Here is a 20,329-nt window from a genome sequence, read left to right as displayed (position 1 = left end):
GGTGTCATCATCGGGTTGACGAGGGACGGCGGGCTTTGTGACACTGTGTCATATAAGACCCCTTCATTGTGGAGTGATCATGAGTGAGCCGTCGTTCTCCGAAGCGCTCAGGAACGCCACCTGGAGCGACCACGAGTCCGCGGAGGGCGAGGGCTACCTCAAGGCCCTGATGGCGGGACGGCTCAGCGCGGAGGCCTACGGCGAGATGGTCGCCCAGCACTACTTCGCCTACGTCGCCCTCGACGGCGTCTCCCGCTCGCTCGCCGGCGACCCGGTCGCGGGCCCCTTCGTCTTTCCCGAGCTCTACCGGGAGGAGGCGCTGGTCCGTGACCTGGAGACGATCTACGGCTCCGGCTGGAGGTCCAGGATCGAGCCCTCGGAGCCGACCGCGGAGCTGGTGGCCAGGATCGAACGGACCGCCTCCTGGCCGGGCGGCTACGTCGCCCACCACTACACCCGCTACATGGGCGACCTGTCCGGCGGCCAGTTCATCCGGATGGAGCTGCAGAAGATCTACGGCTACCAGACGGACGGCGGCGTCGACTTCTACCGCTTCGACGGGATCGGCAGCCTGCCCCGGTTCAAGAACGACTACCGCGCCCGGCTCGACGCGCTTCCCGCCGACGAGGCGGAGAAGGCGCTGATCATCGAGGAGACCAGGCTCGCCTACCGGCTCAACACCGAGGTGCTGGCCGACCTCGGCAGGCTGGTCCCGGCCGGGCAACCCGCCTGAGAACCGCCCCGGCCTGTGCGACGATGGGGGCATGCCTCGCATTTCGGCCGCGACGATCGGCGAGCACCGCGCCCAGACGCGGGACCGGATTCTGCAGGCGGTCTCCCGTCTGTCCAGGAACCAGGGCATCGACGCCATCTCGATGACGGAGGTGGCGGGTGAGGCGGGGATCACCCGCACCGTCCTGTACAACTACTTCCCCGACAAGGCGACCCTGCTGCTGGCCTTCACCGAGCGGGTGACGGGCTACTTCATCGACGGCTACGAGCGGGAGCTGCCGCCGGACGCCTCCCCCGCGGAACGCCTGCGGGTGTTCGTCCGCCTGCAACTGGCCGGGCTGCTCGCCCACCCCCACCCCGGCCCCGCCGACCTGTCGGCCGCGCTCGGCCCCGACGCCTACCAGCGCCTGGCCGACCACGTGGAGCCGATGCAGCGCATCCTGACCGGCATCATCGAGGGCGGGGTCGCCTCGGGGGCCTTCCGCACCTCGGACGTGGCCTCCGCCGCCCGCTTCATCCTCGCCGTCATCGGCTCGGAGCGGGTGCCGCTGCTCAGCGGGGAGACCACGGCCGAGGACGCCGAGGCCGTCGTCTGCGACTTCGTCCTGCGCGCGCTGGACGCCCTCACTCCCTGACGCGGCGACCCGAGCCTGCCGTCAGGACGACCGGCGGCCCCACGTCGGGGACGGAGCCTGCGATCGGACTAGGGACGGGCGCCCAGGGAGTCCACCCAGCCGGAGGAGAGGATCGCGACCTTGCGCCCGCTCACCTCGGCCGACCGCACCGAGGCTCCCGCACGCCTCTCCGCCCTGTCCGGCCCGGTGTAGGCGAAGGACAGCAGCCTGGCCCCGGTCCGGTCGATGACGAGCCGGGTGTCGCCGCCCGTCAGCCCGATCTCCACGCCGGTCCGCCCGGCCGGGTCGGTGACGCCCTCCTTCATGGTCAGGCCCGGCTGGGCCGCGAGAACCCGCAGGACCGCGGCGCGGGTCGCGGGGGTCGCCGGGGAGTCGAGCAGGTAGCGGGCCGCGCCGAACACGAAGGCGGGATAGGACCGTGCCCGCTCCTCCTCCGCCGCCTCGGCGGGCAGCCCCTTGCCGGCGCCGCGGTAGGCCTCGCGCAGCCACGTGTCGAGCGCCTTCTCCTCGCCGGGCAGATCGGTCACGTCCTCGTCGGAGACGAGCGCGCCGCCGATCGCGGTCTTGAGGATCATGGGCCCGTGGTCGACGGACCTCTCCTCGGGGAGCGGCGCGCCGGGGCGGGCCGGGACGTAGGCGGCGTCCTTGCCGGTCACGAGACGGCCGCCGGCCGGGGCGCTCCAGGCCTCGGCGGTGACCGCGAGGACGCCTCCTCCCTTGACCGGGTCGAAGGTGCGGGTGCTGGAGAACCAGTAGCGGGCCTTGCGTTCGGGGATGCGGGCCACGGTCTCGGCGCCGGCGAGCAGGAACGAGCGCGCGTCCACCGTCTGGACCGGGGCGGCGACCGTGGCGTACCCGGTGGGGACGACGTTCCTCGCCGCCGTCGGGGGAGCCGCGGCGGGGGCGCTGCCGATCACGTACGGCACGCCGACCGCGGCCGCCGCCGCGAGCCCGAGCGCGATCTTGAGCAGCCGCGCGGGCGGCGACGAGCGTGGCCGCCTGGAAGAGGCGAAGGCGGCCGACAGGTCGCGCTCGCGCCTCAGCCGGTGGCTCTCCTCGGTCACGGCGTCGGGCCGCAGGCCGAGCATGAAGTCGTCGGGGGTCATCGTCGTTCCTCCAGGGTGAGTGCGTCATGGTCGAGCGCTTCCGACAGGCGGCGGCGAGCGCGGTGCAGGCGGACGTTGAAGGCTCTGGCGGTGCAACCCGCGACGCGGGCGGCCTCGGCGGGGGTCAGCCCGTACCAACTCGCCAGGACCAGGGCCTCGACGTCGTTGTCGCCGAGTTCGGCGAGGGCCGCGAAGGCGGCCTCCCGCCGGGCGACGCGTTCGGCGACGTCGTCCTCGGGCGCGGGGGCGAGATCCGCCAGCCGCGCGGCGAGGGCCCGCCCGCGCAGCCCGGAGTCCTGCTGCTTGCGCAGGAGGTTGCGGGCCACGCCGAGCAGCCACGGCAGCGCCGGGTCGGGGACCTCGCGCAGCCGTCGCCACGTGATCAGAAAGGTCTCGCTCACCACGTCCTCCGCGGCCTGCCTGTCGGCGCGCAGCAGCGCGTAGCCGAGGACGTTCCGGTAGTGCCGGTCGTAGAGCTCGGTGAAGCGTTGTTGGGGATGGTCCACGGTCAGTAATCCCAGGAGGAGGGCGTGGATTACACGCCGGAGGGACGAATCACGATCGGCCCCGGCGGCCGGTTCCGCGTGGGCTCACCGGCTGCGGCGACGAGCCCGCCCGGGATTGTCGGTGGCGGTCGCTAACTTTCGATCATCCCGATCCGAGGAGTTGTGAGATGTACCGCCAGGGAGACATCCTGATCGTGCCCGTCGAGGAGGAGGCCGTCCCCGCCTCCGTCGTCACCTCGCCGTCCGTGCCGCGTGACGCGCGGGGCCGCCTGGTGCTGGCCCTCGGCGAGGCCACCGGGCACGCCCACGCCGTGGTCGGCCAGGGCAGCCTGGTCCGCGGGGCACGCCCGGCCGACCCCTCCTTCCTCAACCTCCCCTCCGGCGGGCGGGTGGTCCACGAGGAGCACGCCGCGATCTCCCTGCCCAAGGGGTGGTACCGCGTGCTGCGCCAGCGCGAGTACGTTCCCGGCGCCTTCCGCGTCGTCGCCGACTGAACCATCCCCCGCACGTCCCAGGAGCACCCGAACATGACCGTGACCAGTGAACTCTCCGACACGTTGAGCGTGGCCGCGCTCCGCTGGGAGGAGGTGGCCCTCAGGACGGGCCCCGCCGACCGCGCCCGCGCCGAGGAGGGGGTACGGCTCGCCTACCGGCTCGGCGGCCTGGCCGAACCCGAGCGGATCATCTGGGCGGCCTCCCCCGCCGAGGGCGCCGTGATCGCCGCGAAGCTCGCCGCCAACAGGGGCGGCGGCGAGCAGGACGGCTCCGGCGGCGGTCCCGGAGAGAGGAACACGGGGTTCGACGCGGGACGGTGCGTCCGTGACCAGGTCCGCACCCGGCCGTGGGAGCGGGCCAGAGCCGACGCCCTGGCCCGGCTCGGCGCCGAGGGCTGGCCGCTGGCCTGGTCGCTGACCGGGGGCGCGCTGTGGGACGAGGTGAACCGCCTGGTCATCCGCATTCGCGGCGGCGTCGCCGCGTCGGCGGACTCGGAGGAGGCCGGGGCGCTGCTGCGCGCCTCGACGCTGGACGCCGTGCTCGGCCAGCACGACGCGCCCTGGCTGTCGCTGTTCGACGCGCTGGGCGCGCCGGAGGTCGAGGGCCTGGTCCGGGTCGCCGAGTCCGCGGGCTGGTGGTGGCCCTTCGAGCGGGTGGCGCTGGTCTGTGAGCGCCCCGCCGAGCTGCACCGCGACGACGTGGGCCGTCCGCACCGCGCGGAGGGGCCCGCGCTCTCCTTCCCCGACGGCTTCGCCCTGCACGCCTGGCACGGCATGCCGGTGCCCGCCGACTTCGGCGCCTCCATGACGGGCCTGACCCCCGCGCGCATCCGCGCCGAGGAGAACGCCGAGTTGCGCCGGGTGATGCTGGAGCACTTCGGCTACGACCGCTACCTCGCCGAGTCGGGGGCGACGCCGACGCACCGCGACGAGACCGGCGTCCTGTGGCGCATCGACCTGCCCGACGACGAGGCGGTGGCGATGGTCGAGGTGGTCAACTCGACCGCCGAGCCCGACGGCACGTTCCGCACCTACTGGCTGCGGGTCCCGCCGTGGACCCGCACCGCCCGCGAGGGGGTCGCGTGGACGTTCGGCCAGACGGAGGGGGACTACCAGCCGCTCAAGGAGACGTGAGGGATGCGTTCGAGGACTCCCCCGGCGAACACGTCGTAGAGACCGGTCGGCTCCAGGTGGACGTAGCCGATGTGGCAGTCGCACACCGCCAGCGGGCAGCCCCGGGGGCGCAGGGCCGCGCGGAAGGAGCCGTCGTAGAGGTTGCCGAGGACCTCGGGCACGAAGTGGCAGCGCCGTACGGTGCCGTCGCCCGCCACGGAGATCACGCTCTCCCCGGTACGGCACGGCAGCCCGGCGCTGCGGTGCGGGGTCCTGCTGTGGTGGAACAGCGGGTCGAGCGCCGCCCACCCGGCCGCCTCCTCGTCGGTGTAGAGGTGTCCCTCGGCGGCGTTCACCCACAGATACACCTCGGGGGGCAGGTCGGCGCGCAGGCGCCGGGCGGCCTCCAGGTGCTCGGGGAGGCCGACGACGCCGACGCTGAAGCGGACGCCGAGCCCGTGCAGTTCGCGGCACCTGCCGAGGAAGCGCTCGTGGGTGACCTGGTCGGGGTGGTAGGTCGCCCACAGGGCGAGCGTGTCCAGGCCGGCCTCGGCGAGCCAGCCGGTACGGAAGCTGAGGTTGGTCTGGATGGCGACCCTGCGGACGTGCGGGAGACGGCTCAGCTCGACCATCGCCCGGCGGTACCACGAGCGGACCAGTCCCTCCCCCCAGGGGGTGAACAGCACCGAGACGGGGTGGCCGCACTCCGCCGTCCAGGCCGTGAACCGTTCGAGCGCCGCCCGGTCCTGCCGTAGCCGTTCCGGGTTGTCGCGGCGCTTGGCGAAGGGGCAGTAGGGGCAGTCGTAGTCGCAGCTGGACAGCGGTCCCCGGTACAGGATCGTCAGGTGGCCCGGCTCGTGCTCGCCGCCCGGGGGGTTCACGCTCGTGTCCACGGGGTCGTCTCCCTTCCCGCCGGGAAGGACGCGTCCGGCGCCTCCCGTGCCCACGGGTTCGTCTCTTCTTCCGTCCGGGGTCCGGTTCGGGGCCCCGGCCTGGACGACCCCGCCATAAGCGGATTTTTCATGAAAAAATCGTCATCGCTGCTCGTATTCGGACATCAGCGCACGCACCGGCGCGGAGAACAGCCACGGGCCGATCGCGTCGGAGTGGGCCAGCCCCTCCGGGGTCAGCCGCAGCCGGCGCCCCTCGGGATCGCCGAGCCAGCCTCTGCCCGCCAGGACCTCCAGCTCACCGGAGAAGTCCGCCGTCGCCTCGGTGCCGAAGCGCCCCAGGTAGGCGTCCAGGTCCAGTCCCTCCGTCCGCGGCAGCGACTGCAGGAGGTGACGGCGGCGCCGTTCCGCCTCGTCCAGGTGGAAGCCGACGTTGGCGAAGGCGAACTCCCCCGCGGGCAGCCGTACGTAGTCGTCGATGATCCCGCGCACCTGGCGGGCGGCCACCGCGTACTCGTGGGAGTAGTGCAGGCCCTCGGTGTAGGAGCGGGCCCCGCAGCCGAGGCCGACCATGCCGTCGTTCTGGCAGCTGTACTCGGTCAGGCCGCCGGAGCCGGGCAGCTGGAACATCCGCATCGACACCTGTTCGTACCCGGCGGCGAGCAGATGGTCGCGGCCCTGGCGGTAGAGGCCGAGCCGGTGGTCGTCCCAGTCGCGCGCGCGGCGGCCGAGCCCGGTCAGCGGGCGGACGTACAGCGGATACAGGTAGATCTCCTCGGGCCGCCAGGCCAGCGCCGCGTCCAGCGAGTGGCGCCAGGTCTCCTCGGTCTGCCCGTCGATCCCGTAGATCAGGTCGATGTTGAGCGCCTTGAACCCGGTGTCCCTGATCCGGCCGAGCGCCGCCTCGACCTCCGCCCGCCGCTGCGGCCTGACCGCCGCGCGGGCCTCCGCGTCGAGGAAGCTCTGCACCCCGATGGAGATCCGGGTGGTGCCCCGCTCGGCCAGGACGGCGAGCCGGTCGGCCGTGGCCGTCGCGGGCGAGGTCTCCACGGAGAGCGGCACGGCCCGCAGGTCGGCACCCGTGATCCGCTCGGTGAGGTCGAACAGCCGGGTCAGCTCGGCCGCGCTCAGGTAGGTCGGCGTGCCTCCCCCGACGGCCGCGAGCACGAACTCCGGCCCGTCCAGGGCGTCCCGTACGGCCCGCGCCTGGCGTTCCAGCGCGTCGAGGTAGGCGGTGACGAGCTCCTCGGGGGCGCCGGTCCTGGTGAACAGGTTGCAGAACCCGCAGCGCATCTCACAGAACGGGATGTGCAGATAGAGGAAGAGGCTCCCCGTCGGTTCCCGCGCCCACACCTGGCGCAGCGTGGGCCGGGGGTCCAGCGGCCGGTAGGCCGTCTTGTGCGGATACGCGTAGACGTATCCCTGGTAGGGGCCCGCCTCGAGACCCGGCTGTACGGCCGTCACCACTGTCCCCTCTCCAGGACGAACTCCCCGTAGGGCACGGTCCAGACGACCTCGTGGCCGACCCGGTGCCCGATGTGACCGTCCTCCCCGTAGGCGGTGCCGTGGTCGGAGCAGACGATCGCGAAGGCCGGGCGCCTGGCGCTCATCAGCGCGAACAGCCCGCCGATGTGCCGGTCGACGTACTCAAGCGCGGCGGCGTGGCTGCGCGGGTCGTCGCCGTGCCCGCGGGTGGCGCCGGGCAGGTGGTACCAGTTCGGCTGGTGCAGCGCGGAGACGTTGACGAACAGGAACACCGGCCCGTCCACCCGGGCGACCGCCCGCTCCGCGCACGCGATCTGCGCCTCGAACGAGGTCGGCGAGGTCACCCCGAACTCCGGCTCCCAGTGGCTCTCGGCGAACAGGCCGGGCAGCGTGGAGCCGAGCGGGGTCAGCTTGTTGAAGAAGCCGACTCCTCCGACGCAGATCGTGTGGTAGCCCGCCGCGGCCAGCCCGGTGGGCAGGTCGGGGGCGTCGAACGTCCAGGTGCCCGTCGCCGTCGTCTCACTGCCGGGGAACGTCGCGGCGAACAGCCGGGGATGCGGTCCGGGGGCCGCCGGGGTCGGCAGGAACCCGGCGAGGATCGCGGCGTGCGCGGCGTAGGTGAAGCTTCCCGGGCTGTGGCGCCGTTCCCACCGGCCGCCGGGCAGGGCCCGCGCCAGGTTCGGCAGCCGTCCCGCCGCCAGCGCCTCCCGCGCCACGTCGTATCTGAGCGTGTCGAGCGTCACCAGCAGCAGGTCGTGGCCGCCCACGATCTCGTTCATGTCACGCACCGGCGCCGACCCCCGCGGGGACGTGACGGCGCAGGACGGCCGCGACCTGGGCCTGGTAGGTGTCCAGCCCCTCGGCACCGGTGCCGGGCAGGCCGGTGAGCCCGGGCAGCAGGTCGCCGAAGGCGTTGACCTCGGCCACCGCGACGTCACTCCAGCCGGTGCCGACCATGACGTCCACCCCGGTGGACAGGCTGCCGGGGAAGCACGCCGCCGCCCGCGCGCAGACGTCCACAAGCCGTGACCAGCCCTCGGGCCCCATCCCGGCCCGCACCGCGCCGAGATCGCCGCGTTCCCCGCCGAGGTGCAGGTTCGTCATGGGCGTACGGCTGGCGCGCACCACCGCGTGGGTCGGCGTGCCGTCGACCGTGACCACCCGCAGGTCGATCGCCCTTCCGCCGAGCGTGGCCTTGGGGAACCACCTCTCGACGTGCAGGCCGTCCGGGGCCAGCAGACCGACGATCGCCGCCACGTCGCGCTCGTCGTCGTAGGAGCGCACCCGCAGCGAGTTGTACAGCGAGCCGCCGGCCAGTTCGGCCGACGTGACCGCCCTGATCCGCCCCGGGGCGACCTGCAGGGCGACGACGCCGGAGGCCGAGGAGCCGTGGGCGGGTTTGACGAACACCCGGTTCCATCCGGCCTCGGTCATCCGCTCGCGCAGTTCGGCGTAGCCGCCGACGGGTCCCGTCAGCGCGGGCGGCACCGGGACCCCGGCCGCCGACAGCCTCGCGTGGCAGAGCCGCTTGTCGAACATCACCGCGATCTCACCGGGGTCGGCGAGCAGCCCGGCGCCCGGGGTGTCCGCCACGGCCCGGCGGACGCGTTCGACCCCGGCGGTGAGGGCGGCGTACCAGGCGGCCCCGCCGCCCACCCTGGACGGTTCCCCGGGGCCGCGCAGCAGCGCGTCGGCGACGGCGTCCTCGCCGGGGGACTCGATCCGCACGAGTGTGCCCGGTTCGAACCGGATCGCCCGGTCGCTCCCGAGCACCTGGGTCCACGGCGTGACCCGGGGCTCGGGCAGGCCGTGGGCGGCGCAGGCACGCGCGAACAGGGTGACCCGGCGTTCCCCCGGGGTACCGACGACCGTCAGCGAGGTCACTCGGAGACCGCCACGTAGCGCCACTCGTCGTCGGGCTCCTCCTGCTCCGACAGGTCGACCTCGACGCCGGAGCCGGCGAAGGCCTCCTTGACCCTGGCGACCATGGGGTCGGTGAGGTAGTGGTGGTACAGGTCCAGGCGCCTCAGGTGGGTCAGCGGCTGGCCGGACAGCAGCGCCTCGGCGCCCTCGTCGCCGAGGGAGCCCATCGACAGCGCCAGCGTCTCCAGGCGGGCCACGACCGGCGCGGAGGCCACCGCCGCCGCGATCTCGTCCTGGATCTCACTGTTCTGCAGGCCGAGGTGGCGCAGGGCGGGCAGCCGTTCGCCGCTCAGGATGCCCGCCATGTCGGCCAGGGTCGCGTCCCCGCCGTACTCGTCCACGCCGAGCCAGAGCTCCAGGTGCTCCAGGGCGGGGAAGGTGCTCTCGGCGACCCCGCGGACCACTCTCGCGGGCAGGCCGCCCGACTCGACGGTGAGGTCCTTGAGGTGCTCGTGCCTGACCGGGCTCAGCCCGAGACCGGAGCCGCCGCGCACCTCCAGCCGTTCCAGCAGCGGGAAGGCGGTCAGCAGCGGGGTGACGTCGCTCTGCTGGATCCAGGAGATCTCGGCCTCCTCCCTGGAGATCGCGCCGAGGTACAGCGTACGCAGGGCGGGCAGGCGCGCGGCGTGCTCGGTCAGCAGCCGCACCGCCTCACTGGAGTCGCTCTCGTAGGCGTTCCCCCAGTTGCCGATGATGAGGACGGCGACCTTCGTCGTGTCGACCACACGGAGGAAGCGCAGGAAGAGCTCCTCGAACTTCTCGCGCCCTCCGTCCCAGTCCACGCCGATCCGCCAGGCCGCCGCCTCCGGGGCGGGCGGCTTCCGCGGCTCGTCGTCACTCTCGGGCGCGTGCACGATGGGCAGACCGGCGTAGGTGCCCTTCCCGAGCGAGTCGTCGGCGTGGTCGGGGTAGTCCATTACAGGGCTCCTGTCAGGCGAAATACGGCAGACCACTTCCTACCAGAGATCGCCGACACTTCATGTTCCGTCTCCATCCCCACGGACGGAGAGGACGCATCCCGATTTCTAGGCAAAACACCCCGAAACGGTCAAATATGTTCTCATCCGCACGAACAAGGTCACTCGGTGACCGCCACGTAGCGCCATCCCTCGTCCGGCATCAGCTGACCCGAGAGGTCGACCTCGACACCCGCCAGGGCGGCCCCGACCTTGGCGACCATGGGGTCGGTGAGGTGATGGTGGTGCAGGTCGAGACGCCTCAGATGGGTCAGTGGCTGGCCGGACAGCAACGCCTCCGCCCCGTCGTCGCCGAGGGAGCCCATCGACAGCGCCAGCGTCTCCAGGCGGGCCACGACCGGCGCGGAGGCCACCGCCGCCGCGATCTGGTCCTGGATCTCACTGTCCTGCAGGCCCAGGTGCCGCAGGGCGGGCAGCCGTTCACCGCTCAGGATCACCCTGAGGTCCGCCACGGTCGCGTCGCCGCCGTAGTTGCTCACGCCGAGCCAGAGCTCCAGGTATTCGAGCGCGGGCAGATCGCTGTCGCCGACCCCGCGGACCACGGACGCGGGAAGCCCTCCGGTCTCGAACCTGAGCACCCTGAGGTTCTCGTGCCTGACCGGCGGGAACAGCAGCCCCTCGCCGCCGCGCACCTCCAGCCGCTCCAGCAGCGGGAAGGCCGCCAGCAGCGGGGTGACGTCGCTCTGCTGGATCCAGGAGATCTCGCACTCCTCGTACGACATGGCCCCGAGGAACAGGGAGCGGAGGGCGGGGAAGCGGTCCGCGTGCTCCGTCAGCAGACCGACGATCTTGGAGGAGTCGTCCTCGTAGGACTCCCCCCAGCTGCCGACGATGAGCGCGGAGACCCCGGTCGTGTCGACGACGTCGACGAAGTGCCGGAAGTCGAGTTCGAGGTCGCCCTCGTCCCAGTCAAGGCCTATCCGCCAGGCCGCCGCCTCCGGGGCGGGCAGTCCCTGCACGTCCCCGTCGTCGCTCCCGGGCGCCTGCACGATGGGCAGACCGGCGTAAACGCCCTCCCGGAGCGCGGTGACGGCGTCGTTGAACTCGGCGTGGTCCATTCCAGGGGCTCCTGTCCGGCGAAATATGGCAGACCATTTCCTACCAGAGCTTGCCGACATTTCATGCCCTGCCAGATAAATCCTGACAAAACAGGCGGTGGTCCATCATGGAGGGTATGGACAACGGCCATATCCGGTTCGGTTCGGCCACGGGCCGCTGGGTTCTGCTCACCACCGTGCTCGGCTCGGGGATGGCCATGCTGGACGGCACGGTCGTCAACGTGGCGCTGCCCGCGCTCGGCGCCGCCCTCGGGGCCGACATGGCGGGGCTGCAGTGGACGGTCAACGCCTACACGCTGACCCTCGCGGGGCTGATCCTGCTGGGCGGCTCGCTCGGCGACCGGTACGGCAGGCGCAGGATCTTCCTGATCGGCGTCGTCTGGTTCGCCGCCGCCTCCGCCCTGTGCGGCCTCGCACCGAACATCGAGACGCTGATCGCCGCCCGCGCCCTGCAGGGGGCCGGCGGAGCGTTGCTCACCCCGGGCTCGCTGGCCATCATCCAGGCCTCCTTCGACCGTGAGGACCGGCCCAGGGCCATCGGGGCCTGGTCGGGGCTCGGCGGGGTCGCCGCGGCCGTCGGGCCGCTGCTGGGCGGCTGGCTGGTCGAGACGGCCGGGTGGCGCTGGGTGTTCCTGCTCAACCTGCCGCTGGCCGCGCTGGTGATCGCGGTCGCCGTACGGCACGTGCCGGAGAGCAGGGACACCGAGGCGACCGGCCGCTTCGACGTCGCGGGCGCCGCGCTGGCCGCCTTCTCCCTGGCCGGGATCACCTACGGGCTGATCGGCCTTCAGGTGGTGCCGCTGGTCGCGGGCGCGGTGCTCGGCGCGGTGTTCGTCTGGCTGGAGATCAGGCGCTCGCCCGCCGCGCTCGTCCCGGTCGGCCTCTTCTCCTCGAAGGAGTTCACCGCGGTGAACGTGGTCACGCTGATCATGTACGCCGCGATGGGCGTGGTGTTCTTCCTCCTGGTCGTCCAGTTGCAGGTCTCCTCGGGCTTCTCCCCGGTGCTCGCCGGATCGGCGATGATCCCGATCACCCTGCTGATGCTGCTGCTGTCGGCCGGGGCGGGTGAGCTGGCCAAACGGATCGGCCCGAGGATCCCGATGTCGGCGGGCATCCTGGTCTGCGCCGCCGCCCTGGTGCTGATGTCCCGGATCGGCGAGGGCACGCCGTACGCGACGGGGGTGCTGCTTCCCGTCTCCCTGTTCGGCCTGGGCCTGTCCGCGGCGGTCGCCCCGCTCACCGCCACGGTGCTGGCCACCGCGGACGAGCGCTACGCGGGTGTGGCCAGCGGCGTCAACAACGCCGTGGCCAGGACCGGGGGGCTGCTGGCGGTGGCCGCGATCCCACCTCTGGCCGGGCTGACCGGTGAGGCCTTCCACTCCCCCGCGGTCTTCACCGCCGGATTCCGCGTCACGATGCTGGTCGCCGCGGCGATGATGGCCGCCGCGTCCGTGACCACCTTCCTCACCATCAGACGCAACGTCCTGGCCACCGCCCCGGCCCCCCACCCGAGCTGCCCGGTCGAGGCCCCCCAGCTCGGCGACAGGTGAGAGCCCTCAAGAAGGTGCCTCAGAACGTGAAGGCCTGGGTGCGGACGCTGTTGTCGAAGTTGGAGGGGAGGAGTTCGGGCTCGCCGACGGAGCGGACGTCCGGCAGGCGGGTGAGCAGTTCGCGGAACATGGTCCTGATCTCCTGACGGGCCAGGTTGGCGCCCAGGCAGAAGTGCGGCCCCGGGCCGCCGAAGCCGACGTGGCCCTTGGTCTCGCGGGTGATGTCGAAGCGGTCGGGGTCGGGGAAGACCTCCTCGTCGCGGTTGGCCGAACCGTAGAACAGCACGACCTTGTCCCCGGCCTTCAGGTGCAGGCCGCGCAGGTCGTGGTCCTGGGTGACGGTGCGGCGGAACTGCATGATGGGCGAGACATAACGGACCATCTCCTCGATCGCCCCGCCGATGTGGGCGTCGAAGTCCTCGGTCAGCAGGCGGCGCTGCTCGGGGTTGTCGGTGAGCAGCTTGACGCCGTGCGCCATGGTGTTGCGGGCCGTCTCGTTGCCCGCGACCAGCAGCAGCGCGAAGAACGAGCCCAGCTCGCGGTCGGTGAGACGTTCCCCGTCCACGTTGGCGGTGACCAGGGCGGAGACCAGGTCGCCCTCGGGCGTCGTGGCGCGCCGCCTGCCCAGCTGGATCACCATGCGCTGCAGGGCGAGAAGCGCCAGCATGTTCTGCCCGGCCATCCTGAGCGTCTGGGGCAGGCTGGGCCGTACCCCGGTGTAGGCGGTCGAGACGTCGACGTGCCGGTGGACCCGCTCCCGCATCTCGTCGGGGATGCCCATCATGTCGCAGATGACGTGGATGGGCAGCCGGGCGGCGACCTGCCGGACGAAGTCGCCGGGGCCCTCGGAGATCACGTCGTCGACGATCCCGGCGCACGCCCTGTCGATGCCGTCCTGCAGCCCGGCGAGCATCTTGGGGCTGAACGCCCGCGAGACGATGCGGCGCAGGCGGGCGTGCCGGGGGTCGTCCATGTTCACCATGGACTCGCCGAACACGTGCTTGACCCAGCCGGGCGGCTCGGGGTTGGTCACCGCGGGCTCGCTGGAGAAGACCTTGGCGTTGCGGCTGGCCTCGACCACGTCCGCGTGCCGTACCAGGGCGTAGAAGCCCTTGCCCGAGCGCAGCAGCGGCACCCGCCGTTCCGGGAAGAACACCGGCCGGTCCAGCTCTCGCAGCCGTGCGAACGCCTCGTTGCGCTCCTTGATCGGGCGGCGCCAGAACCCCAGGTCGGCCAGATCGATGTCCATGACCCAATCCTGGCACGCCCGTGACCCGCCCCGCCCGGCGCCGCCGGATGCCGGAGATCCGCCGGTGGCGGACCTCCGGTCGGCTGTCAGGAGGTCAGAGGACCTTCGACTTCGCGTTGAGGTGGCTGCGGATCTCCTTGGCGAGCCGCTTGGCGGAGACATTCGGGTTGTCGGTCACGGCCGCGCCGAACCGCGCCACGGCAGTGCCCCTGCGTGAACCGACCCATCCCCTGAGCTTGATGGTCGTCGCGTCGCCCTTGTCGAGGGAGGAGATCAGGCACAGTACGGACCGCCGCTTGACGGAGCACTTCACGCTGCGCGGCTTCGAGATCACCCTGACCGTGCGGAAGTGCGTGGAGAAGTCACCGACGAGCGCCACGTAGTGCTGGCCCCTGACCCGCTTGTTGCGCACCTTGACGGTGTAGGTGAGGTTTCCGCCCCGGTAGGCGTACTTGGGGAAGGAGACCTCGTACCGGAAGGGGGCCGAGGCCGCGGCAGGCCGGGCCTCGGCCGCCGCCGCGGTCGAGGGCTGGACGAGAAGGGCACCGCCGAGGGCGGCGGCGAGGGCCGCGGCGGCGAGCCTCCTGGGGAGAAGATCACTCATATGCCGCATCATCTAACAACTTTCAGGAATTCCCCATATTTTTACAGCAGGGTGGAGTGTCCGGCGGGGACGGTGAACCGGGCGCCCGTCTTGGCCGGGGCGCCGCGGCGGCTGATGTAGTCCAGCGTGCGGAAGTCGGCCTGCAGCTCCTCCTGGGTGATCCGGCAGACGATGTAGCCGCGCCGCTGGTCGAGATAGGAGATGTGCGGGTTCTCCGCGATCGTCTCGGCCACCCTGGCTTTGTCCCGGTAACCGTCCCCGTCGCTGGCGATCGAGGAGGTGACCAGTTCGACCCCGACCTTGGGCGAGTCGGGATCGTCGAAGTCGAGCATGAGGTCTGCCGCGTGGTGCATGTGCATGTCACCGGTCAGCACGACCGGGTTGGCGGCGCCCGAGTCGCGGAAGCCGGTCAGCAGGCGGGTGCGCTCGGCGGCGTAGCCGTCCCAGGAGTCCATGTTGACCTCGATGCCCGGCCCGGCCCGGTAGTCGCGCTGGGCCATCAGGATCTGCTGGGCGACCAGGTTCCAGCGCGCCCGGGAGGAGGCGAGCCCGTCCAGCAGCCAGCGCCGCTGGTCCTCCCCGAGCAGGGTGCGCCGGGTCGCGAGCCGGTCGTCGCATCCGGCCCTGAGCCCGTCCTCGCACGCCTGGTCGTCGCGGAACTGCCGGGTGTCGAGCAGGTGGAAGCGGGCCAGCGGCCCCCAGTCGACCCGCCGGTGGATCCGGATCGAACCGCCGTTGGGCACACTCGTCCCGCGCAGCGGCATGTTCTCGTAGTAGGCCTGGAACGCGTTGGCCCTGCGGCGGGCGAACTCGGGGTCCCCGGTGCTGGAGACCTTCCCCGCCCAGTTGTTCTCGACCTCGTGGTCGTCGAAGGCGACCAGCCACGGCGCGACCGCGTGCGCGGCCCGCAGGTCGGCGTCGCTCTTGTACTGCGCGTGCCGCGTCCGGTAGTCGGCCAGCGTGGCGCACTTGCCCGCGGTGTGCTCGCGTACGGCGCCGCCCATCGCGGTGTAGCCCTGGGGGGCGTACTCGTACATGTAGTCGCCCAGGTGGACGACCAGGTCGGGCTCCTGCTCGGCCAACCTGCGGTAGGCCGTGTAGTAGCCGTGCTCGTAGTGGGCGCAGGCGGCCACGGCCAGCGTCAGCGGGGACGGCGCCGCCTCGGCCGCCGGGGCGGTCCGGGTACGGCCCGCGGGCGAGAGGTGTCCCTCCGCGCGGAAGCGGTAGAAGTACTCCCGGCCGGGTTCGAGCCCGTCCAGCTCGACGTGGACGCTGTGCGCCCGTTCCCGCCGGGCGGTCTCCACGCCGCTCCGCAGCACCCTGGTGAAGTTCTCGTCGGCGGCCACCTGCCACTCGACCTCGACGTCCCTGGCCGGCATCCCGCCCAGCCCCTGCGGGCCGAGCGGGTCGGGGGCGAGCCTGGTCCACAGCACGACCCCGTCCGGCGACGGGTCACCCGAGGCGATCCCCAGGGTGAACGGGTCGCGGCGGAGGGTTCGCGAGGTCGTCCGGTTCCCGGTCGGCGTCAGCCCCGCCCCGGTGAGCAACAGGCCGCCCACACCCGTGGCGGCGACGGAAAGGAACACCCTGCGTGACGGTGTCTGCTCCACGCGACCAGTGCAACCCGCCCATCTTTCCCCGCCGTGGCCTGCGGTTCACGGTGGGATGAACAACCGTTGCACAGGCAAGGGCCTTACCCACCGTCATTGAACACCCGTCTACCCCCGGGCGACGGTCCGGTGAAGGGACGGGTCACTGGAGGTAAGGCTTGAGGTGTTCGTTGAGCGCGCCGCACCCCAGGTAGTTGCGCACGCTGTGGAAGTCGATCCAGTCGAGGTTCACCAGCGTCTCCTGGTCGACGCCGGTGAACATCCTGCGCAGTTCGGCGGGGATCGCCACGATGTCGTCCTTGTCGGCGACGTTGACCCAGCGCCTGACCGACGGCGGCTTCCTGCCCTGACCGTTGATCGGGGCGGGCAGCAGGCGTTCGAAGATCACATTTTGCATGCCGAGCGGGCTGCCGAGGGTGAGCAGCAGGTCGATCTCCAGGTCGGGGTTCGACCACAGCGTCTCGTAGGCCACCACGCTGCCGAGCGAGTGGGCGATGACCACCTTCGGCTGGTTGCGCCCGATCGTCTGCGCCACCGCCGCGCGCGCCTTCTCCCTGGCCTGGCCCCCTGCCGTCATGTAGGCGGCGACCTCGGGGCAGAAGAGTCCCGCGACGTCGGCCGCGTTGGCCTGCAGGCGGTCCAGCAGCCAGCCCGTCACCGCGTGCAGCGCGCCGGTCAGCCCCTCCCCCACCGTGGCGAACTGCTTCGCCCAGGCGACGAAGACCTCCTGGGAGGGGGCGTCCATGGCGCGGACCGCGCGCACGGACGGCTCCTGGGGTCGCTCACCCAGCAGGTGCGCGTAGTAGGCGATGTCGGTGACGTAGCGCTCCTGGGCGTACGGCACGCCGCCCGTCAGCCCCTTGTGCAGGTAGCGGTCCCATTTCTCACGTACGGCCCCGGCCGCGCCCTCGGCCGAGTTACCCGCGTCGCGGTAGTAGTGGTACTTGCCTATCCCATGCACGCCGACGATCTTGTCCACGCGCCCCCGCCTCTCGTACGGATCTCCACGGTGCGGCCCCCTGGGTTTCCCCGGAGTCACTGTGGCGGAAGGCGCACCGCCCGACAAGACCGGATCACCCGGCCCTTCCCATCCGGACAGGGGGATAAATCGCTTGATCAGGGAGTTCGTGCCATGGATATCCTGGGATCACAGCCCATGAGATTCCGAAGGAGCAGTCCTCCCATGTCCGATCCGCTTGAGATCAGCGGCTCGCTCTCCATCCCCGAGGCCGAGCTCCGCTGGCGATTCTCCCGCTCCTCGGGGCCGGGCGGGCAGGGGGTCAACACCACCGACAGCCGGGTCGAGCTGAGCTTCGACCTGGCCGCGACCGAGGCTCTGCCGCCGCCGCTCAGGGAGCGCGCGCTCGACCGTCTCGGTCCCCGGCTGGTCGACGGCGTCATCACCGTCGTCGCCTCGGAGTTCCGTTCCCAGCTGCGCAACCGCGAGGCGGCGCGGGACCGGTTGGCCCGGCTGCTGCGGGAGGCCGTGGCCCCGCCGCCGAAGCGGCGCCGTCCGACCAAGCCGAGCAGGGGCTCCGTCGAGCGGCGGATCACCGCCAAGAAGCACCGCTCCGACCTCAAACGGCTACGCCGGGGCGACTTCTGAGCGCCTGAACGGGCGATGGCAGAATGGGCCGATGCCCCTCGTCCCCAGCGTCCGCGCGGTGATCCTCGACGGCGACCGGCTCGTGCTGTTCCGGCGCACGGTTCCCGGACAGGACCTCTACTGGTCGATCCCCGGCGGCCACGTCGAACCGCAGGACGCCTCCCTTGAGCACACCCTCCACCGCGAGGTGCTTGAGGAGCTGGGCGCGGTCGTCTCCGACGTCACCCCGCTGACCACCCTTGAGTGCGTGCGCGACGACGGCGTCAAGATCCAGCACGTGTACGGCTGCCGCCTGGTCTCGATGGACCTCGCCCTGCGCTGCGGCCCCGAGTTCTCCGACCCCGCCAGGGGCGTCTACGAGGTCGTACGGCTGCCGCTCGACCCCGCGGAGATCAGGGCCGTCAACATCGTCCCGCCGGAGCTCGGCGCCTATCTCGCCGCCGAGATCGCCTACCTCGCCGCCGAGATCAAAGCCCGCTGAGAGCGTGGCGATCGCTCCACCGGCCTTCGCCTGCCCGCTCCTCCCGCGCCGGGGCGGCGTCCGAAACGTCAGCCGCGTGTGTGGGCCCGGCTCAGCGGGGCCGAGGGGTCGGCCGCCAGGTGCCGTGAGGAGGGCGGGGCTCCCGCGGCGACCAGGAGGTCCCCGACGGCGGCGATCATCGCGCCGTTGTCTGTGCACAACCCCGGGGGCGGGATCCGCAGCGTGAGGCCCGCCGCGTGGCAGCGCTCCGCGGCGAGTTCGCGCAGCCTCCGGTTCGCGGCGACCCCGCCGACGATCACGAGGGTGTCCACTCCGGCGTCCAGGCAGGCCTCGACGGCCTTGCGGGTCAGCACGTCGGCCACCGCCTCCTGGAAGGAGGCCGCGACGTCGGGCACGGCGAGGGAGTCGCCCGCCCGCGCCACATGCCTGGCGACGGCGCTCTTGAGCCCGGAGAAGGAGAAGTCGTGGCCGTCGCCGAGCATCGCCCGGGGGAAGGCGACCGCCCCGGGGTCGCCGTCGCGGGCGGCCTCGGCGACGGCGGGGCCGCCGGGGTAGGCGAGCCCGAGGAGCCTGGCGACCTTGTCGAACGCCTCGCCCGCGGCGTCGTCACGGGTGTCGCCGAGGTGGACGACCGGGTCGCGGGCCAGGTCGCCGAGCAGGAGCAGCGAGGTGTGCCCGCCGGAGACGATCAGCGCGACCGAGCGCGGCGGCAGCGGGCCGTGTTCCAGGGTGTCGGCGGCCACGTGCCCGGCCAGGTGGTGCACGCCGTACAGGGGGAGGTCCCAGGCCAGCGCGTAGGCCTTGGCGGCGGCGATCCCGGTCTGCAGCGCGGTGGCCAGGCCGGGCCCCGAGGTGACCGCGACCGCGTCGATCTCGGACGGGCCGACCCCGGCCCGCTCGAAGGCGGCCCGCACGCAGGGGACGAGTGACTCCAGGTGGGCGCGGGCGGCGATCTCCGGCACCACCCCGCCGAAGCGCGCGTGCTCCTCCATCGAGGAGGACAGCGCGGCGCCGAGGAGCCTCCCGCCGGAGACGATGCCGACGCCGGTCTCGTCACACGAGGTCTCGATCCCCAGGACGACCGCCATGCCACCCCCTTATTGCAAATAATTCGCAACTACAAATAATAGGCATCAAGACTCTCCCTGGCGAACGCCGTACGCTCTGGATTTAGTAGGACGTCCGACTACATTGAGGAGCGAACGAGATCATGTGCGTCGTCGTCACCCGCGGGCTCGTGGGGGCCGCCCGATGAACCTCCAGCCGGACGCCGAGGTCGTGACCCTGGTCACCGGACGCCTCGGGCAGATCATCCTCAACCGGCCCCGCGCCCTGAACGCCCTGAACCACGACATGATCCGCCGGATCGGCACCACCCTGCGGGCCTGGGCCTGCGACGACGCCGTCTCCGCCGTGCTCGTCAGGGGGGCGGGCGAGCGTGGCCTGTGCGCCGGAGGCGACATCCGCGCCATCCACGAGGACGTCAGGACCGGGGGCGGGGCCTCGCCGGCGTTCTGGCGGGACGAGTACCGCCTCAACGCCCTCATCGCCCGGTACGGCAAGCCGTACGTGGCCCTGATGGACGGCATCGTCATGGGCGGCGGGGTGGGCGTCTCCGCGCACGGCGGTGTGCGGATCGTCACCGAACGCACCACCCTGGCCATGCCGGAGACCACGATCGGCTTCCTGACCGACGTGGGAGGCACCTACCTGCTGTCGCGGGCACCCGGCGAGCTCGGCACCCACATGGCGCTGACCTCGGCGGCGATCGGGGCGGGCGACGCCGTCGCCTGCGGGCTCGCCGACCACTTCGTCCCCTCTGCGGATCTCGACGCCCTCACCACCGAGCTGGCCTCGGGGGACGTGGCAGGGGTCGTCGCCGCCTTCGCCCGCCCGGTGCCGCCCGGGAAGCTGACCGGCGAACGCGGATGGATCGACGCCTGTTACTCCGCCGGGACGGTCGAGGAGATCGTGGAGCGGCTGCTCGGCGACGGCGCCGAGGAGGCGAAGCGGGCGGCGGAGCTGGTCTCGGCCAGGTCGCCGACCGCGCTGAAGGTCACCCTGCGCGCCCTGCGCCTGGCCCGGGGGCTGGGCTCCCTTGAGGAGGCTCTCGACCAGGAGTACCGCGTCGCCTGCGCGATGCCGTCCGCGCCCGACCTGGTCGAGGGCATCCGCGCCCAGGTGATCGACAAGGACCGCTCCCCCCGCTGGTCCCCCGCCCGTCTCGAAGAGGTGAGCGAGCAGGACGTGGACCGCTTCTTCGCGCCCCTGGGCGAACACGAACTCGGACTCTCCGCGGAACCGGGATGA

21 protein-coding genes are annotated in these 20,329 nt (G+C 72.1%); 8 read left to right on the top strand and 13 right to left on the bottom strand.

Annotation, left to right across the window (positions count from 1 at the left end; all coding sequences use genetic code 11):
• Positions 1-79 precede the first annotated feature (79 nt).
• Positions 80-733 (top strand): heme oxygenase (biliverdin-producing), encoded by a 654-nt coding sequence (locus ACFYY8_RS06100; RefSeq protein ID WP_390037656.1) that lies wholly within the window; start codon positions 80-82, stop codon positions 731-733.
• A gap of 31 nt (positions 734-764) precedes the next feature.
• On the top strand, positions 765-1,367 hold the full coding sequence (locus tag ACFYY8_RS06095; RefSeq protein WP_352009236.1) for a TetR/AcrR family transcriptional regulator: 603 nt from the start codon (positions 765-767) through the stop codon (positions 1,365-1,367).
• A gap of 68 nt (positions 1,368-1,435) precedes the next feature.
• Here ACFYY8_RS06095 and ACFYY8_RS06090 read toward each other — a convergent pair whose 3' ends face one another.
• Together ACFYY8_RS06090 and ACFYY8_RS06085 are read right to left on the bottom strand one after the other, a co-directional pair.
• Positions 1,436-2,473 carry a hypothetical protein gene (locus tag ACFYY8_RS06090; protein ID WP_390037654.1) on the bottom strand — a complete coding sequence of 346 codons (1,038 nt, stop codon included), beginning with the start codon at positions 2,471-2,473 and terminating at the stop codon, positions 1,436-1,438.
• Positions 2,470-2,979, bottom strand: a complete 510-nt coding sequence (locus ACFYY8_RS06085; RefSeq protein ID WP_390037652.1) for an RNA polymerase sigma factor — start codon at positions 2,977-2,979, stop codon at positions 2,470-2,472. The genes ACFYY8_RS06090 and ACFYY8_RS06085 overlap by 4 nt, the downstream gene beginning before the upstream one ends.
• A 167-nt stretch (positions 2,980-3,146) precedes the next feature.
• On the opposite strand from ACFYY8_RS06085, the gene ACFYY8_RS06080 reads away from it, so the two are divergent.
• Together ACFYY8_RS06080 and ACFYY8_RS06075 are read left to right on the top strand one after the other, a co-directional pair.
• The gene (locus ACFYY8_RS06080; protein WP_390037650.1) at positions 3,147-3,473 is read left to right on the top strand and encodes a hypothetical protein; all 327 of its coding nucleotides are present in this window, start codon (positions 3,147-3,149) and stop codon (positions 3,471-3,473) included.
• A gap of 33 nt (positions 3,474-3,506) precedes the next feature.
• Positions 3,507-4,607 (top strand): DUF6745 domain-containing protein, encoded by a 1,101-nt coding sequence (locus tag ACFYY8_RS06075; RefSeq protein ID WP_390037648.1) that lies wholly within the window; start codon positions 3,507-3,509, stop codon positions 4,605-4,607.
• On the opposite strand, the gene ACFYY8_RS06070 is transcribed toward ACFYY8_RS06075, so the two are convergent.
• The 6 genes from ACFYY8_RS06070 to ACFYY8_RS06045 all read right to left on the bottom strand — a co-directional run bounded on the left by ACFYY8_RS06070 (position 4,583) and on the right by ACFYY8_RS06045 (position 10,919).
• A complete protein-coding gene (locus ACFYY8_RS06070) occupies positions 4,583-5,479 on the bottom strand; it encodes an STM4011 family radical SAM protein (RefSeq protein ID WP_390037646.1) in 897 nt (298 codons plus the stop codon). The two genes, ACFYY8_RS06075 and ACFYY8_RS06070, sit on opposite strands and share 25 nt — an antisense overlap.
• Positions 5,480-5,620: 141 nt before the next feature.
• Positions 5,621-6,940 carry an STM4012 family radical SAM protein gene (locus tag ACFYY8_RS06065; protein ID WP_390037644.1) on the bottom strand — a complete coding sequence of 440 codons (1,320 nt, stop codon included), beginning with the start codon at positions 6,938-6,940 and terminating at the stop codon, positions 5,621-5,623.
• The gene (locus tag ACFYY8_RS06060) at positions 6,937-7,740 is read right to left on the bottom strand and encodes an STM4013/SEN3800 family hydrolase (protein WP_390037642.1); all 804 of its coding nucleotides are present in this window, start codon (positions 7,738-7,740) and stop codon (positions 6,937-6,939) included. The genes ACFYY8_RS06065 and ACFYY8_RS06060 overlap by 4 nt, the downstream gene beginning before the upstream one ends.
• Before the next feature lies 1 nt (position 7,741).
• Positions 7,742-8,845: an STM4014 family protein gene (locus tag ACFYY8_RS06055; RefSeq protein ID WP_390037640.1), complete on the bottom strand. Its 1,104-nt coding sequence runs from the start codon at positions 8,843-8,845 to the stop codon at positions 7,742-7,744.
• Entirely contained in the window at positions 8,842-9,801 is a 960-nt protein-coding gene (locus ACFYY8_RS06050) for an STM4015 family protein (protein ID WP_390037638.1), read from the bottom strand. The genes ACFYY8_RS06055 and ACFYY8_RS06050 overlap by 4 nt, the downstream gene beginning before the upstream one ends.
• 161 nt (positions 9,802-9,962) lie before the next feature.
• Positions 9,963-10,919: an STM4015 family protein gene (locus ACFYY8_RS06045; protein WP_390037636.1), complete on the bottom strand. Its 957-nt coding sequence runs from the start codon at positions 10,917-10,919 to the stop codon at positions 9,963-9,965.
• 116 nt (positions 10,920-11,035) lie between these two features.
• Between ACFYY8_RS06045 and ACFYY8_RS06040 the strand changes: the two genes are divergently transcribed.
• Positions 11,036-12,469 (top strand): MFS transporter, encoded by a 1,434-nt coding sequence (locus ACFYY8_RS06040; protein WP_390037634.1) that lies wholly within the window; start codon positions 11,036-11,038, stop codon positions 12,467-12,469.
• Positions 12,470-12,488: 19 nt separating this feature from the next.
• Here the strand turns inward: ACFYY8_RS06040 and ACFYY8_RS06035 are convergent, their stop codons facing one another.
• The 4 genes from ACFYY8_RS06035 to ACFYY8_RS06020 all read right to left on the bottom strand — a co-directional run bounded on the left by ACFYY8_RS06035 (position 12,489) and on the right by ACFYY8_RS06020 (position 16,911).
• Complete coding sequence (locus ACFYY8_RS06035; protein WP_390037632.1) at positions 12,489-13,718, bottom strand: cytochrome P450; 1,230 nt, start codon at positions 13,716-13,718, stop codon at positions 12,489-12,491.
• Between the two features lie 94 nt (positions 13,719-13,812).
• Entirely contained in the window at positions 13,813-14,322 is a 510-nt protein-coding gene (locus ACFYY8_RS06030; protein ID WP_390037629.1) for a hypothetical protein, read from the bottom strand.
• Positions 14,323-14,363: 41 nt separating this feature from the next.
• Positions 14,364-15,932: an alkaline phosphatase D family protein gene (locus tag ACFYY8_RS06025; protein WP_390037627.1), complete on the bottom strand. Its 1,569-nt coding sequence runs from the start codon at positions 15,930-15,932 to the stop codon at positions 14,364-14,366.
• Positions 15,933-16,074: 142 nt separating this feature from the next.
• Complete coding sequence (locus tag ACFYY8_RS06020) at positions 16,075-16,911, bottom strand: hypothetical protein (protein WP_390037625.1); 837 nt, start codon at positions 16,909-16,911, stop codon at positions 16,075-16,077.
• A 204-nt stretch (positions 16,912-17,115) separates the two neighbouring features.
• On the opposite strand from ACFYY8_RS06020, the gene arfB reads away from it, so the two are divergent.
• Positions 17,116-17,538 carry an alternative ribosome rescue aminoacyl-tRNA hydrolase ArfB gene (gene arfB / locus ACFYY8_RS06015; protein WP_390037623.1) on the top strand — a complete coding sequence of 141 codons (423 nt, stop codon included), beginning with the start codon at positions 17,116-17,118 and terminating at the stop codon, positions 17,536-17,538.
• Positions 17,539-17,569: 31 nt separating this feature from the next.
• Complete coding sequence (locus ACFYY8_RS06010; protein WP_390037621.1) at positions 17,570-18,019, top strand: NUDIX domain-containing protein; 450 nt, start codon at positions 17,570-17,572, stop codon at positions 18,017-18,019.
• 68 nt (positions 18,020-18,087) lie between these two features.
• Here ACFYY8_RS06010 and tsaD read toward each other — a convergent pair whose 3' ends face one another.
• Positions 18,088-19,107, bottom strand: a complete 1,020-nt coding sequence (gene tsaD, locus ACFYY8_RS06005) for a tRNA (adenosine(37)-N6)-threonylcarbamoyltransferase complex transferase subunit TsaD (protein ID WP_390037619.1) — start codon at positions 19,105-19,107, stop codon at positions 18,088-18,090.
• Between the two features lie 163 nt (positions 19,108-19,270).
• Between tsaD and ACFYY8_RS06000 the strand changes: the two genes are divergently transcribed.
• Positions 19,271-20,329: an enoyl-CoA hydratase/isomerase family protein gene (locus tag ACFYY8_RS06000; protein ID WP_390037617.1), complete on the top strand. Its 1,059-nt coding sequence runs from the start codon at positions 19,271-19,273 to the stop codon at positions 20,327-20,329.

Origin of the sequence: Streptosporangium sp. NPDC001559, assembly GCF_042893955.1 — a bacterium.
In the GTDB taxonomy this organism is placed as follows: domain Bacteria; phylum Actinomycetota; class Actinomycetes; order Streptosporangiales; family Streptosporangiaceae; genus Streptosporangium.
This window is presented reverse-complemented; position numbering and strand designations above follow the sequence as displayed.

Bases quoted from the DNA above. Each gene is read 5' to 3' on its own strand.
- ACFYY8_RS06100 (WP_390037656.1), top strand. From the start codon at position 80: ATGAGTGAGCCGTCGTTCTCCGAAGCGCTCAGGAACGCCACCTGGAGC.
- ACFYY8_RS06095 (WP_352009236.1), top strand. From the start codon at position 765: ATGCCTCGCATTTCGGCCGCGACGATCGGCGAGCACCGCGCCCAGACG.
- ACFYY8_RS06090 (WP_390037654.1), bottom strand. From the start codon at position 2,473: ATGACCCCCGACGACTTCATGCTCGGCCTGCGGCCCGACGCCGTGACC.
- ACFYY8_RS06080 (WP_390037650.1), top strand. From the start codon at position 3,147: ATGTACCGCCAGGGAGACATCCTGATCGTGCCCGTCGAGGAGGAGGCC.
- ACFYY8_RS06075 (WP_390037648.1), top strand. From the start codon at position 3,507: ATGACCGTGACCAGTGAACTCTCCGACACGTTGAGCGTGGCCGCGCTC.
- ACFYY8_RS06060 (WP_390037642.1), bottom strand. From the start codon at position 7,740: ATGAACGAGATCGTGGGCGGCCACGACCTGCTGCTGGTGACGCTCGAC.
- ACFYY8_RS06050 (WP_390037638.1), bottom strand. From the start codon at position 9,801: ATGGACTACCCCGACCACGCCGACGACTCGCTCGGGAAGGGCACCTAC.
- ACFYY8_RS06045 (WP_390037636.1), bottom strand. From the start codon at position 10,919: ATGGACCACGCCGAGTTCAACGACGCCGTCACCGCGCTCCGGGAGGGC.
- ACFYY8_RS06040 (WP_390037634.1), top strand. From the start codon at position 11,036: ATGGACAACGGCCATATCCGGTTCGGTTCGGCCACGGGCCGCTGGGTT.
- ACFYY8_RS06035 (WP_390037632.1), bottom strand. From the start codon at position 13,718: ATGGACATCGATCTGGCCGACCTGGGGTTCTGGCGCCGCCCGATCAAG.
- ACFYY8_RS06030 (WP_390037629.1), bottom strand. From the start codon at position 14,322: ATGAGTGATCTTCTCCCCAGGAGGCTCGCCGCCGCGGCCCTCGCCGCC.
- arfB (WP_390037623.1), top strand. From the start codon at position 17,116: ATGTCCGATCCGCTTGAGATCAGCGGCTCGCTCTCCATCCCCGAGGCC.
- ACFYY8_RS06010 (WP_390037621.1), top strand. From the start codon at position 17,570: ATGCCCCTCGTCCCCAGCGTCCGCGCGGTGATCCTCGACGGCGACCGG.
- tsaD (WP_390037619.1), bottom strand. From the start codon at position 19,107: ATGGCGGTCGTCCTGGGGATCGAGACCTCGTGTGACGAGACCGGCGTC.
- ACFYY8_RS06000 (WP_390037617.1), top strand. From the start codon at position 19,271: ATGAACCTCCAGCCGGACGCCGAGGTCGTGACCCTGGTCACCGGACGC.